Consider the following 12,447-nt stretch of genomic DNA (forward strand, 5'->3'; position numbering starts at 1 on the left):
AGCTGGGATGACAGAGCTGGGATGACAGAGCTGGGATGACAGAGCTGGGATGACAGAGCTGGGATGACAGAGCTGGGATGACAGAGCTGGGATGACAGAGCTGGGATGACAGTCATGTGACTATCCACCGCTTGCTTGCATCGCCCATCTTGCCTGAGCCGCAAGCGTGCCTATTCTTGTGTCCATCATCGCCGAAGGGAGCACATGACCCGCAAAGCACACAGCGCCGAAAGTTCGGCCGCAATCGCCCACCCCGAAGATCGCCGCGATCATGGTCGCCGAACGCGGGTGGAGGTCAAATTTGAGGAACAGACCGTGCTGGGCGCGCTGTTCGGTGAATTTGATGCCAATCTGGTGCAGATCGAAAACCGGCTGGGCGTGTATATCGGCGCGCGCGGCAACAAGGTTGTGATCGAGGGGGCCGAGGACGATGTCGCCCGCACCCGCGATGTGTTGCTGAAACTGCACGATAAATTGCTGGCCGGTGAGGAAATGGATGCAGGGGCGATCGAGGCGCTGATCGCCATGTCGAGCGAACCCACGCTGGACGGGATCATCGATACCACGGCGGAATTGCCCTCTGTCATGATCCGCACGCGCAAGAAGACCATCGTGCCGCGCACCGCCAAGCAGGCCGAATACATGCGCCTGCTGGCCAGCCGCGACGTGATCTTCGCGCTCGGCCCGGCAGGTACGGGCAAGACCTATGTGGCGGTGGCGCAGGCGGTCAGCCAGCTGATTACCGGCAGCGTGCAGCGCCTGATCCTGTCTCGGCCCGCGGTGGAAGCGGGCGAAAAGCTGGGCTTCCTGCCCGGTGACATGAAGGAGAAGGTCGATCCCTATCTGCGCCCGCTTTACGATGCGCTGTTCGACTGCATGCCGCCAGAACAGGTGGAGCGGCGGCTGGCATCGGGCGAGATCGAGATTGCCCCGATTGCCTTCATGCGCGGACGCACGCTGGCCGATGCCTTCGTGATTCTGGATGAGGCGCAGAACACCACCAAGGAGCAGATGAAGATGTTCCTCACCCGCTTTGGCCAGAACAGCCGGATGGTGGTGTGCGGCGATCCGCGGCAGGTGGACATTCCCGGCGGCGACCGGATGAGCGGCCTCGCCGATGCGGTGGCGCGGCTGGAAGGCGTGGACGGTATCGGCGTCACCCGCTTCACCACCGCAGACGTGGTGCGCCACCCGATCGTGGGCCGCATTGTCGAGGCCTATGAGGGTGAGAATGCCCTTCCGTGATGATCAAATTGCCGCCCGCATGATGGAACTGGCCTGATGGAACTCGATTGCGAGATCGAGGCACCGTGGAGTGCCGATACCGACTGGGAAGCGCTGGCGCTCAGGGCCGTGCAGGCCGTGCAGGCCATCGCGCCCCAGCTGGCCAATCCGCGCCTTGCCACCAGCCTGACGTTCACCTCTGACGCGCAAATTCACGCGCTCAACCGCCAGTGGCGCGATCGCGACAAGCCCACCAATGTGCTGTCCTTCCCCATGCTGACCCGGGAGGACCTGCTGGCGCTGGACGAAGAAGGCCCGCCGGTGTTGCTGGGCGATATTGTGCTGGCCCAGGAAACCTGCGCGCGTGAGGCGGCACAGAAAAGCATCGCAATTGCCGATCACACATCCCATCTGATCGTCCACGGCCTGTTGCACCTTGCGGGATATGATCACGAAATCTCTCCCGCAGAGGCAGAGGCGATGGAACAATTGGAAGTTAAGACGCTTGCGCTTATGGGAATTGCAGACCCATATAGTGCGATAGAAGACGAATAGGCCCGACTGCGGCCAACAAACTGCGGCCAGTAAGAGGAAGTGACAGGGGCAATGCCCGAGATTACCAGGAACGGCGAAACCCAGCAGGGAGACGCAGACAGTAGCGGCGGATTGTGGAACGCAATCCGGTCACTCTTCGAAGCCAATAACATCACCTCCTTCCGCGAGCAGCTGGAAGAAGCGATCGACGAGCATGAGGATGAACAATCCACTGCTGGCCGGTCGGAAGAGAAGGCTGCCGGCGACATGTCTCCGGTTGAGCTGACGATGCTGCGCAACCTGCTGCATTTCAGCGAAAACGATGCCGATGACGTGGCCATCCCGCGCGGTGAGATCATCGCCATTCGCGCCGATGCCAGCTGGGATCAGATGGTCGCCCTGTTTGCCGAACATGGCCATTCCCGCATGCCCGTTTTCCGCGAGCAGCTGGATGATGTGATCGGCATGATGCACATCAAGGACGTGTTCACCTTCCTGGCCGAAAAGCGCGATCCGCCAGAGGACTGGACCACGCTGATGCGCCAGCCGCTGTATGTGCCGCAGGCGCGCGGCGCGCTGGACGTGCTGGCCGACATGCGCAGCCGCCGTGTTCACCTGGCGATTGTGGTGGACGAGTTTTCCGGCACTGACGGGATCATCACCATCGAGGATCTGGTCGAGGAAATCGTTGGCGACATCGAGGATGAGCATGACGATGCCCCGGTCGAACTGGTGGTGCCGATCGGTGATGGCATGTGGGATGCCGATGCCCGCGCCGAACTGGACGACGTGGCCGAGCGAATCGGCGATCCGCGCATCGCCGAAGTGGAAGAATCGGTCGATACGCTGGGCGGCCTCGCTTTCATCCTGGCCGAACAGGTGCCGCAGCCCGGCGCCATGCTGACTCATCCCAGTGGCTGGCGGATAGAGGTACTGGCAGGCGATGAAACGCACGTCACGCGCCTGCGCCTGCATGCTCCCAGCGAGCGTGAGGACGACAAATCTGCGGATTGATCGGGTTTTTCTTCGCACTTGCGCAATAACCCGCTCGACATGAGTTGCATATTTCTGAACATAGGGTCGGGATGAGACGATTGCCGCCCCTTCGCGCCCTGGAGGCCTTTGTACGTGTCGTGCGCCTTGGATCGGCGCGTTCGGCGGCCAGTGAGCTGGGGCTGAGCCCGTCAGCGCTGTCGCGCCGCATCACCAATCTGGAAGAATTCACCGGCCGCAAGCTGTTCTCGCGCACGGGGCAGGCGATGAAGCTGACCGATGAGGGGCGCGCTTTCTACGATGCCGTGGCCCCGCATCTGGAAACGCTGGCGGCGGCGGTGGAATCGCAGTCTGAGAACTTCCAGCTGCTGCGTCTGCGGCTGGGTGTGATGCCGCTGTTCGGCACGCAGCGCCTGTTCCCGCGCTTGCCCGAATTGCGCAGCCTGCATCCGCGCCTGCATCTGGACATCGACACCAGCCCGCATCTGGTGGACCGCGTGGGCGATACGCTGGATGCGGCGATCACGCTGATGACCGATCCCGACCCGTCGTTCCACGCCGTGCAGCTGGACCAGAACACCGTCCATGCCATCTGCAGCAAGGAGCTTGCGGCACAGCTTGGACCAAAGCCGGACCTTGCCACGCTGGAGAAGCAGACCTTCCTGGTGCACACCGACATGGCGCTGAGTTTCGAGGCGTGGAAGAAGGCGCTCGGCTTTGAAAAGCTGCGCCCGGCGGCGATTGACCACTACGATTCGGGCCAGCTGATCCTGGAGGCCGCGGCGCAGGGTCTGGGCATTGCCATGATGCATGACGATCATATGGAGCGGAACAACGATCCGCGCCTGGCCAAGCTGTTCGATGTGTCCGTGGCCAGCCCCTACAGCTACTGGTTCATCTGCCGCCCGGTCGATCTGGAAGCGCGCCCGGTGCGCATTTTCCACGATTGGCTGGTTACCGCAGGCCTCTAGCCTCACGCCGGGATTTGCGGCACAACCCTCGCATTCAGGAATGCAGATTCTGATATGAGGGGAACATCATGAAATTCGTCAACACGATCCTGGCCGCCGCATTGGTGGCCGTAAGCCCGACTGCCGTCAGCGCCCAGATGCGCGCGCTCAGCGATCCGGTGGTGCCGCATCCCGATCCCGAAAGCCTGTTCTCCAGCTCCGATCCCGTGCTCCATCGCAACAAGCAGGCGGCGCTGCACATCCAGCGGGAGCTGCTCAAGTGCAATGAGTGGGCGCGCGCAGGCGAATGGCTGACCGACGCCTATATCCAGCACAATCCGGTCGCCGCATCGGGTCTGGAAGGGGTGATCTATTACTTCGTGGAAATCGCCAAGCGAGAGCCGCTTAACCCCTGCCCCGCGCTGAGCGCCGAGGACCCCAACGGCGTGGTCGCGGTGATGGCGGAAGGCGATTACGTCACCATCCTGACCCGCCGCATCATGCCCTATGCGGATAATCCGGCCGAGAGCTACACCACCACCTGGTTCGACACCTGGCGTTTCGTGGATGGCAAGGCGGACGAGCATTGGGACCCGGCCACCCTGCCCACCGCCGCTCCGCCGCAGCCAACCGGCGTGGCGGCGATGAATGCCGAACAGCTGGCGCAGCGCATGGCCGACCGCGAGGCGATCGAGGCACGCATGTGGGCTTATGACCGCAGCCTCGATAATTACGATCCGGAAGCCTACGCCGCCAACTTCACCCCGAATGGCGCATTTGGCCGCACACAGGGCCGCGAAGCGCTGGCGCAGATGATCCGTGATCTGGCAGCCGGTCAGGAAGAACGCCGCCAGCAAGGCGTGGCCATCGCCAAGATGCACCACTTCACGATGAACCAGTGGCTGGAATTCACCGGGCCGAATTCCGCGCGCTATCACTATTACCACCAGACCGTGTTCGGCACTGGCGGAGCGGTAGGCAGCGCCACCGCTCCCGTGGTGGCAGCAGCCGGTCAGGGCGTGGACGACCTGGTGAAGGTCGACGGCGAATGGCTGATCCAGATGCGCAACGTGGCCCCCACGCGCGAGCAGGAATAACCCCCTGCGCATCCTCCCTGCGGGAGGATGACCGCGCAAGGGCTCGAAGAACCCTGTTACCCGCGACCAAAGAAGCGCGAGATGTCAAACCAGACATCTCGCGCTTCCTGCGTCTGGGGATCGATCACGCGCAGCACATCGAATGTGCGGCCATCGATACGGTGCACTTCCTGCGACTGGCTTTGCAGGCCCAGCAGGCGCAGGATTTCATATTCCTGCGCCACGCTGGACACCACATAGGCATCGTCCGGCCCGGTCCCGCCCGCAGAGGCGAGCACGGTGGGCGCATCGGGCGGCAGCAGGCAGCCCGAAAGGCCCGCCGACAGGGTGCCAGCCAGCAAGGCCGCCGCAAGTCGGCGGGCGATCATCAGCTGATGGTGGCCTTGACGATCTTGCCGGGTTCGCGCGGCGGCTCACCCTTGGGCAGGGCGTCGACATGTTCCATGCCGCTCTCCACTTCGCCCCAGACGGTATATTGCCGATCCAGGAAACGGGCATCGTCCAGGCAGATGAAGAACTGGCTGTTGGCGCTGTCGGGCACCTGCGTGCGCGCCATCGAGCATACACCGCGCGAATGCGGCGCGTCGTTGAATTCTGCCTTCAGGTCAGGCTTGTCGGAACCGCCCATGCCGGTGCCGGTGGGATCACCGCCCTGCGCCATGAAGCCGGGGATCACGCGGTGGAACACCACGCCATCGTAAAAGCCTTCGCCCACCAGTTCCTTGATCCGCGCAACATGCCCCGGCGCAAGGTCCGGCCGCAGCTTGATCACGACGTCACCGCCCTCACCATTGGCAGTTTCGAGGGTGAAGGTAAGCTTTTCGTCGGCCATGCAATATTCTCCTTTGATAATTTGCGTGGGGGTATAGGCGCAATGGCGGCAAAGTCACCCCGCACCGGTGCGGGCGGCTTGCTTTTGTGCGCGGCGGCATTAGGCCGTGGATCATGTCTCAAACCGATCTCCAGGAACTCGAAGACGAGAACGCCGTGCAGGGCGAGGGAGAGGAGTTTGACGAGGAAAACCGCCTCAAGCCGGAATTCGTGCGCGCCGTACGCGATGCGCTGGAGGAGGAGGACGAGAGCCGCGCCTATGAGCTGGTGGAACCGCTCCACCCGGCCGACATCGCCGACCTTCTGGAACTGCTGGAACCGGGCGAACGGCGCGAACTCGCTTCTGCCATAACCGATTTGATGACCGGCGACGTGATCGCCGAGCTCAACGATTACGTGCGTGAAAGCATGGTGGAGGCGCTGCCCGCCTCCGCCGTGGCCGAAATCGCCGAACAGCTGGATACCGACGATGCCGTCCAGTTGATCGAGGATCTGGACGACGAGGACCAGCAGGCGGTTCTGGCCGAGATGGACGCCGAGGACCGCGCAGCCATCGAATCGGCGCTCGCCTACCCGGAGGAATCCGCCGGCCGCCTGATGCAGCGCGAGCTGGTGGCCGTGCCCGAACACATGACCGTGGGCGATTTGATCGATTATCTGCGCGATCATGACGACCTGACCACCGAGTTCTGGGAAGTGTTCGTGGTCGATCACCGCCATCGCCCGATCGGCACCTGCCAGCTTTCATGGGTCATGCGCACCCCGCGCCACATCCCGCTGACCGATGTGATGAAGCGCGACCAGACGCTGATCCCCACGGACATGGATCAGGAAGAAGTGGCGCTGCGGTTCCAGAAATACGCGCTGATCTCCGCCGCCGTGGTCGATGAGAGCGGGCGGCTGGTGGGCCAGCTGACAGTCGATGATATCGTCCACATCATTCAGGAAGAAGCGGGCGAGGATGCCCTGCTGATGTCCGGCGCGGGCGAAGGCGACATTAACGAGCCGATCCGCGATGCCTATTTCGCCCGCGTGCGCTGGCTGATCGCCAATCTGGGCACGGCGCTGGTCGCCAGCCTGATCATCGCCGCATTCGGCGCCGCGATAGAGAAGCTGGTGGCGCTGGCCATTCTGATGCCCGTTGTCGCCAGCATCGGCGGCAATGCCGGCACGCAGACGATGGCGGTGACCGTGCGCGCCATCGCCATGAACCAGCTGACCAAATCCAACACCAGGCGCATGCTGTGGCGGGAATTTCGCGTGGCCCTGCTCAATGGCGTGACCGTGGCGGCGCTGATCGGCATGGCAACGGCGGTGATCTTCACCCCGCAACTGGGCGCAGTGATCACCACCGCCGTGGTCATCAACATCGTCACCGCAGGCCTGGCCGGTGTGGCGGTGCCAGTGATTTTCGAGCGGCTGGATCAGGACCCCGCCGTGGCCAGCAGCGTGTTCGTGACCATGATAACCGATTCAATGGGCTTCTTCGCCTTCCTGGGGCTCGCCGTGGCGGCTGGCCTGGCCGTCTGACAAAGCAGCGCTGTCACACCGCAGGGGCGGTGATTACCTGCCCAGCCAGTGGCGCATGCCGAACCAGCCCAGGACGATAAGCCCCACCACGTTGCAAAAGGCGACCACTCCCCAGAATGCCCAAGGCTGATTGGCAAAGGGAATACCTTGCACATTCATGCCCAGCAGCCCGGTAATGAATGTCAGCGGCAGGAAGATGAAGGCGACAATCGCAATCATCAGACTGCGCTGATCAACCAGTTCCGCGCGCAGATCGGTGAGTTGTTCATGCAGCAAGGCGGCGCGTTCGCGGATCGCTTCCAGTTCCTCCGCCATTCTCGAAAAACGGTCCGCAGCCTCGCGGATGTGAAGGCGGTCATCGTCGGCAAGCCAGTCCACTCTCAGACCGGCCAGAGTCAGCAGCGCATCCCGGTTGGGAGCGATAAAGCGCCTGAAGGCGATGGCCTGGGAGCGGATTGTCGCGATCCGGCGGCGAAGCTGGTAAATATTGCCTGCTTCGAGCTCGCTCTCGCAATCGTCAACATCGTCACCAAGGCTTGCCACCTGAGGGTCCAGACCATTGCTGATGGACTGGGAGAACGCCGCCACCAGATCGCCGCAATCGGAAATTGCGCCGGCCTTCATCGCCGTTGCAACCTGGCTGGTTGCGGCAAGGCCGCGGCGGCTGACAGAGATCACCCTGTCGCCGTGGACCCACGCACGAATGGAAACCAGCCTGTCGCCATCGGGAGCTGGCAGCGCCGCTGGCCCCCTCAGATTGATCAGCGCGCCATCCTCGATCTGGTCGCACCTGGGCCGGGTTTCCGATGCGACAAGGGCGGCAAACACGACGGCGGGAATGTCCGTCCGCTGAATTTTCAGCGAGATATCGGCATCGCTTGCCTGCTCGATATGTTCCCACAGCAAGGCTGCGCCATCCACCGCCACGTCCTTGCCCTCGGCAAGTTCACGGACAACATTGTCGCCGGATCGGACGAGGACAAAACCAATCATTCTGGCGGAGCGCCCGATGGCGCCATTATTCCGGCTTTACCGGCGCGGATTCAATCTCTGCACGGATCGTGGGCAATGTCTCAATGCTCTTGGCAGGAGCACTCTCATCCTCACCCGCCATTCCCTTGCGGAAGCTGGTAATGCCCTTGCCGAAATCGCCCATCGTCTCTGAAATGCGGCCCCGGCCGAAAAGGACCATCGCAACCACCAGTACTATGACCCAATGGGTCAATGACAGACTTCCCATAATTGCTCCTTGCGCGAAAAAAGCTTCGCCAGATGAGCGGCGTATTTAGTCCTGTCCCTCGCATTGTTCCAGTGCCCCGGTGCGCCGGATGCATTATTCGATTCCGCCAGTGCCCGGCGATCGAAATCCGGCCCGCTCGCCAGCCAGTCATGCCACAGGCAATGCCCCGCCCGTATCACCGCCCGCATTGCCGCAGAAAAGGCAGGATGGGGCACAGGGGCTTTCGCATTTCCGCCCGAAACCCTATCTCCCTCCCCATGCCGCTCAACATGACCAAGATCGCCTACAAGGCCGCCTCGCTGGAAGAGGTGCAGGACTGGTTCAGCGGAGATGAGGCGCAAAAGCGCGTGCGCACACGCTACCTGCCAAAGCGGCATGCGGAGATGGAAGGCGGATCGCTCTATTGGATATTCCAGGGCGCGCTGGTGGGCCGATCGCCCATTGTGGGCTTTGAGCAGCGCGACAGCGACGGGCACTGGGACATCATCCTCGAAAACCGTTTCATCCTCGTCCACCCGCAGGCCAAGCGCGGCCATCAGGGCTGGCGCTACCTGACCGAAAAGACCGCGCCAAAGGACCTGGCCGCCGGCGAAGTGGCGGGCGATGCGATGCCCGGCGTGCTGGTACGCAAATTGAGCAAACTCGGGCTGGTCTAGCGCGGGATCGCCTTGCGCCCTGCCCGAATGCATGGCCGCCGCATCTGTCCTGCGAACACGGCCCTTCGCCAATTACGTATTTGGGCCGATCAGCATGGGCCTTATCCTCCAAAGCTCAAGCGCGAAACCGCAAGAGCAGGAGAAGGCCAATGCCCAAACGCCGGATAATCCATTCCGACAACAAACTGATCGATTCGATGGCGGAATTTCCCACCCCTTCGCAAGGCAGCACTTCCGGCGGCGAGGTGAACAGGCTGGTGGGTGCGCGCGCCGAGATGAACCGTGTGATCGATCCCGATGACAGGGAACGCGCCATCGGCAGCGACAATCCTGCCGAAGACGCCCTCAAAGGCCGCAAGACCAGCACCAAGATCCAGAGCGATCGCACCAGGCGCTGATCGTCCCGCCGGATTCTCCGCGTAATCAGGCTATCGGGGCGTTCAGCTCATCGCTTCCATGCTGGCGAGTTTGTACAGCGCCTGCTTGTAATCATCGGGCGGGGCTGCACCTTGCAGGATATATTTGCCGTTGACCACGAATGTGGGGACGGAGGTGATCTGGTTTTGCAGCCCGCGCTGCTCCTCCATTTTCACCGCTGCGGACAGCGCCTCATCGTCCAGCGCGGCGGCGGCGGCTTCGCGGTCGAAACCCTCGGCTGCGGCTATATCGAGCAGCACTTCGCGGTCGGAGATATTGCGGCGTTGCTGGAAATAGGCGCGGAACATGGCCTTCTTCAGCCTCACCTGAGCGTCCGCATTCGCGACGGTCAGCGCCCAGCGCAGCAGCATGTGCGCCTGATGCGTGTTCCACACCATCAGCACCGGCTCCTCCCCCTCGCCCGAATAGGCCATGGGAAAGCCCGCTTCCGCGCCCGTCGCCTCCACATTGCGGCGCATCTGCAAAACGTCCGCCGGGGTCTTGCCATAGGCCTTGGCCAGCAGGTCCACCTGATTGTGGCCCTCGGGGCCCATCTGCGGGTTCAGTTCGAACGGCATGAAGCGCATTTCCACGTCCACATCGCCCGCCAGATCGGCCACGGCCTGTTCGAACTGGGTGCAGCCGATCGCGCACCAGGGGCACACCACGTCGGACCAGATGTCCACGGTCAGTTTATCGCTCATGTCTCTTGCTCCAGCCACCATCTCAGCAGGTGATTGGCAATAGCGTGTCTGGGCGGCGGAATGAAGCTGGTGGCATCGCGTCCATGCTCCATCGCCTCCGCCACTTCGGCGCGGGTGAACCAGCGCGCGTCCTCCAGCTCGGTATAATCCACCGTCAGATCGCGCTGATCGGTGAAACCGTGGCAGCCGATCATCAGTTGCGACGGGAACGGCCACGGCTGGCTGGCAATATAGCTGACCGAATGGACGGTGACGCCCGCCTCCTCCAGGACTTCACGCGATACGGCCTGTTCGATGGTTTCCCCCGGCTCGATAAAACCGGCCAGCGCGGAATAGCTGCGCGCGGGGTAATGCGGGCCGCGGCCCAGCAGCAGCTCGCCCCCGTTCGCAGTGGAGTTCTCCACCAGCATGATGGCGACGGGATCGGTGCGCGGGAAGTGCTGTGCTTCGCAGGAAGGGCAATCGCGCTGCCAGCCGCCCTTGGCCAGCACGGTGGGCGCGCCGCATTTGGCGCAGAACCGGTGCCGCGCGTGCCAGTCCACCAGGCTGCGCGCACCGCCGTACAGCGCCAGTTCTCCCTGCGAGAGACGCGAGATCGCCGCCCAGCTCTTGCGGTGGGCATAGGCGGGCAGGTCATCGCCCTCATTCGGCACAGCGGCAAAGGCGGGCGCGCCATCCTTCAGGCCAAGGAAAACCACATCCGCATCGTCTGCCAGCTGCCCGAAACCGGTCCACACCAGCCGGTCATCCGCGTCCAGTTCGGGCGCAAGGCCATCCAGCGCCAGCAGCAGTGCATCGGGACCGGCGCGCAGCTGCGCCAGCCTGTCAGCATCGGTGCGCAGGTGATCGGCACGGTCCAGCCCGTGCGCGGCAAAGGAAATCTCGGCAGCCATTATCGGAATATCGTCTGCGTTGCGGCGTCGGTGGCCGCCAGCACGGGGAAATCGGTGTAAACCGGATAGGCGCCGGAGGGCATGTACTGGGTCATCAGATTGTGCCGGAGGCCGGATTTGAGGTTGACCAGGCCGGCCGTTCCCGCCGCGCCAAACCAGCCAAACAGGCCATCGGCATCGTCAATCCCGACCAGTCCGCCCGCGCCAAAGCCGAACTTGCGCTCACCAAAGCTGAAGCCGCCATCGGGGGCGAGCGTATCGGGCAGGAGGTTGGACGTGGCGAGGCGCACGCTGGCCTCGCTCATCACGCGCACACCATCGATTGCGCCATAGCCCGCCAGCATCATCAGGAAGCGGTCATAATCGCTGGAGCTGGAGACCAGACCCGCCCCGCCAAAGGGGAAGGCGGGTTTGTCCAGAAAGATCGAACTGTCGGGCAGGTCGATCGGCAGCAGTTCGCCTTCCAGCACGAAGTAATTGGCGGAAAGGCGGGCCTTCTCGCTCTCTGGCACGCGGAAGAAGGTACTGGTCATGTCGCAGGGGGTGAAGATGCGCTCCTGCAGGAAGGTATCGAACGCCTTGCCGGTGACCACTTCGATCACCCGGCCCAGCAGGTCCAGCCCGACGGAATAGGACCAGTGCGTGCCCGGCTGATAGACCAGCGGCGCGGCGGCAAGCTGGTGGGCAAAGGCCTCCAGGCTGGGAGCCGGCCTGCCGCTGAAAATCCCGTCCGGCAATGGCAGGCGGGTGACCTGGCCGGGCACCAGTCCATTGGCATTGTAATAGGCCGCGATCGGTCCCTGCTGGACGATCGAATAGCCAAGGCCAGACGTGTGCGTCAGGCAGTGGCGCACGGTGATGGGGCGCACGGCGGGCTCCAGATTATCCGCCGTGATCGCGCCGTCATATTCCTTTTGCACCTGCATGTTGGCAAAGGCGGGAATGATTTCGGCAATCGGCTGGTCCAGCGTCAGCAGGCCATCTTCAATGCACATCATCACCGCCATGGCAGTGACCGGCTTGGTCATCGAATAAATCCGGTAAAGCGAATCCGGCCCCGCCATCAGGCCGCTGGTAAAGCTGGTATTCCCGGCGGCGATGAAGGTGGGACTGGCCTGCGCAAAGCCCAGGCCGGCTACCATATTGGCCACCTTGCCATCCTCCACATAGGAATCGACCATGCGGCGCACGCGCGGCCAGCCGCCATTGGCCAGCGCCATCGCCGGGCTTGAAAACGGGGCGGCAGAAAGCGCCGCGCCCGCACCCAGCATGGCAGTGCTGCGCAGCACCGCGCGCCGCGAGAGACTTGCGGCCAGAACCTGGCAGGCGTTCACATGATTTCTCCGGGTATTGATCCAGTTCGAGCGGGGACAGTAGC

15 protein-coding genes are annotated in these 12,447 nt (G+C 63.0%); 8 read left to right on the forward strand and 7 right to left on the reverse strand.

Annotated elements, in window-relative coordinates:
- Window positions 1–204 precede the first annotated feature (204 nt).
- From GRI32_RS03915 to GRI32_RS03935, 5 genes are all read left to right on the forward strand, one after another.
- Complete coding sequence (locus GRI32_RS03915; protein ID WP_160589825.1) at window positions 205–1,245, forward strand: PhoH family protein; 1,041 nt, start codon at window positions 205–207, stop codon at window positions 1,243–1,245.
- Between the two features lie 36 nt (window positions 1,246–1,281).
- Window positions 1,282–1,779: an rRNA maturation RNase YbeY gene (gene ybeY / locus GRI32_RS03920; RefSeq protein ID WP_160589826.1), complete on the forward strand. Its 498-nt coding sequence runs from the start codon at window positions 1,282–1,284 to the stop codon at window positions 1,777–1,779.
- Between the two features lie 51 nt (window positions 1,780–1,830).
- Window positions 1,831–2,772, forward strand: a complete 942-nt coding sequence (locus GRI32_RS03925; RefSeq protein ID WP_160589827.1) for a hemolysin family protein — start codon at window positions 1,831–1,833, stop codon at window positions 2,770–2,772.
- A 71-nt stretch (window positions 2,773–2,843) separates the two neighbouring features.
- Window positions 2,844–3,722 (forward strand): LysR substrate-binding domain-containing protein, encoded by an 879-nt coding sequence (locus GRI32_RS03930; RefSeq protein ID WP_160589828.1) that lies wholly within the window; start codon window positions 2,844–2,846, stop codon window positions 3,720–3,722.
- Between the two features lie 68 nt (window positions 3,723–3,790).
- Window positions 3,791–4,798, forward strand: coding sequence for a nuclear transport factor 2 family protein (locus GRI32_RS03935; protein WP_160589829.1), 1,008 nt, complete (start codon window positions 3,791–3,793; stop codon window positions 4,796–4,798).
- Between the two features lie 56 nt (window positions 4,799–4,854).
- Here GRI32_RS03935 and GRI32_RS03940 read toward each other — a convergent pair whose 3' ends face one another.
- Together GRI32_RS03940 and GRI32_RS03945 are read right to left on the reverse strand one after the other, a co-directional pair.
- Window positions 4,855–5,166 carry a DUF4919 domain-containing protein gene (locus tag GRI32_RS03940; protein ID WP_160589830.1) on the reverse strand — a complete coding sequence of 104 codons (312 nt, stop codon included), beginning with the start codon at window positions 5,164–5,166 and terminating at the stop codon, window positions 4,855–4,857.
- Complete coding sequence (locus tag GRI32_RS03945) at window positions 5,166–5,630, reverse strand: peptidylprolyl isomerase (protein ID WP_160589831.1); 465 nt, start codon at window positions 5,628–5,630, stop codon at window positions 5,166–5,168. Before GRI32_RS03945 ends, GRI32_RS03940 begins: the two co-directional genes overlap by 1 nt.
- Before the next feature lie 113 nt (window positions 5,631–5,743).
- Here GRI32_RS03945 and mgtE point away from each other — a divergent pair, with 113 nt between their 5' ends.
- Window positions 5,744–7,159, forward strand: a complete 1,416-nt coding sequence (mgtE, locus tag GRI32_RS03950; protein WP_160589832.1) for a magnesium transporter — start codon at window positions 5,744–5,746, stop codon at window positions 7,157–7,159.
- 33 nt (window positions 7,160–7,192) lie between these two features.
- On the opposite strand, the gene GRI32_RS03955 is transcribed toward mgtE, so the two are convergent.
- Both GRI32_RS03955 and GRI32_RS03960 read right to left on the reverse strand, forming a co-directional pair.
- The gene (locus tag GRI32_RS03955) at window positions 7,193–8,152 is read right to left on the reverse strand and encodes a CorA family divalent cation transporter (RefSeq protein WP_160589833.1); all 960 of its coding nucleotides are present in this window, start codon (window positions 8,150–8,152) and stop codon (window positions 7,193–7,195) included.
- A gap of 25 nt (window positions 8,153–8,177) precedes the next feature.
- Window positions 8,178–8,399 (reverse strand): twin-arginine translocase TatA/TatE family subunit, encoded by a 222-nt coding sequence (locus tag GRI32_RS03960; RefSeq protein ID WP_160589834.1) that lies wholly within the window; start codon window positions 8,397–8,399, stop codon window positions 8,178–8,180.
- 269 nt (window positions 8,400–8,668) lie between these two features.
- Between GRI32_RS03960 and GRI32_RS03965 the strand changes: the two genes are divergently transcribed.
- The gene (locus tag GRI32_RS03965) at window positions 8,669–9,055 is read left to right on the forward strand and encodes a DUF1489 family protein (RefSeq protein WP_419866758.1); all 387 of its coding nucleotides are present in this window, start codon (window positions 8,669–8,671) and stop codon (window positions 9,053–9,055) included.
- Window positions 9,056–9,204: 149 nt separating this feature from the next.
- Window positions 9,205–9,453 (forward strand): hypothetical protein, encoded by a 249-nt coding sequence (locus tag GRI32_RS03970; protein WP_160589836.1) that lies wholly within the window; start codon window positions 9,205–9,207, stop codon window positions 9,451–9,453.
- 42 nt (window positions 9,454–9,495) lie between these two features.
- Here GRI32_RS03970 and GRI32_RS03975 read toward each other — a convergent pair whose 3' ends face one another.
- Genes GRI32_RS03975 through GRI32_RS03985 form a run of 3 tightly spaced genes read right to left on the reverse strand, consistent with a single transcriptional unit; the run spans window position 9,496 to window position 12,403 of the window.
- Entirely contained in the window at window positions 9,496–10,176 is a 681-nt protein-coding gene (locus GRI32_RS03975; protein ID WP_160589837.1) for a DsbA family oxidoreductase, read from the reverse strand.
- On the reverse strand, window positions 10,173–11,069 hold the full coding sequence (gene nudC, locus GRI32_RS03980) for an NAD(+) diphosphatase (RefSeq protein WP_160589838.1): 897 nt from the start codon (window positions 11,067–11,069) through the stop codon (window positions 10,173–10,175). The genes GRI32_RS03975 and nudC overlap by 4 nt, the downstream gene beginning before the upstream one ends.
- Window positions 11,069–12,403 (reverse strand): serine hydrolase domain-containing protein, encoded by a 1,335-nt coding sequence (locus GRI32_RS03985; protein WP_337190147.1) that lies wholly within the window; start codon window positions 12,401–12,403, stop codon window positions 11,069–11,071. The genes nudC and GRI32_RS03985 overlap by 1 nt, the downstream gene beginning before the upstream one ends.
- Window positions 12,404–12,447 lie beyond the last annotated feature (44 nt).

Origin of the sequence: Alteraurantiacibacter aestuarii, assembly GCF_009827405.1 — a bacterium.
Lineage (GTDB): Bacteria > Pseudomonadota > Alphaproteobacteria > Sphingomonadales > Sphingomonadaceae > Alteraurantiacibacter > Alteraurantiacibacter aestuarii.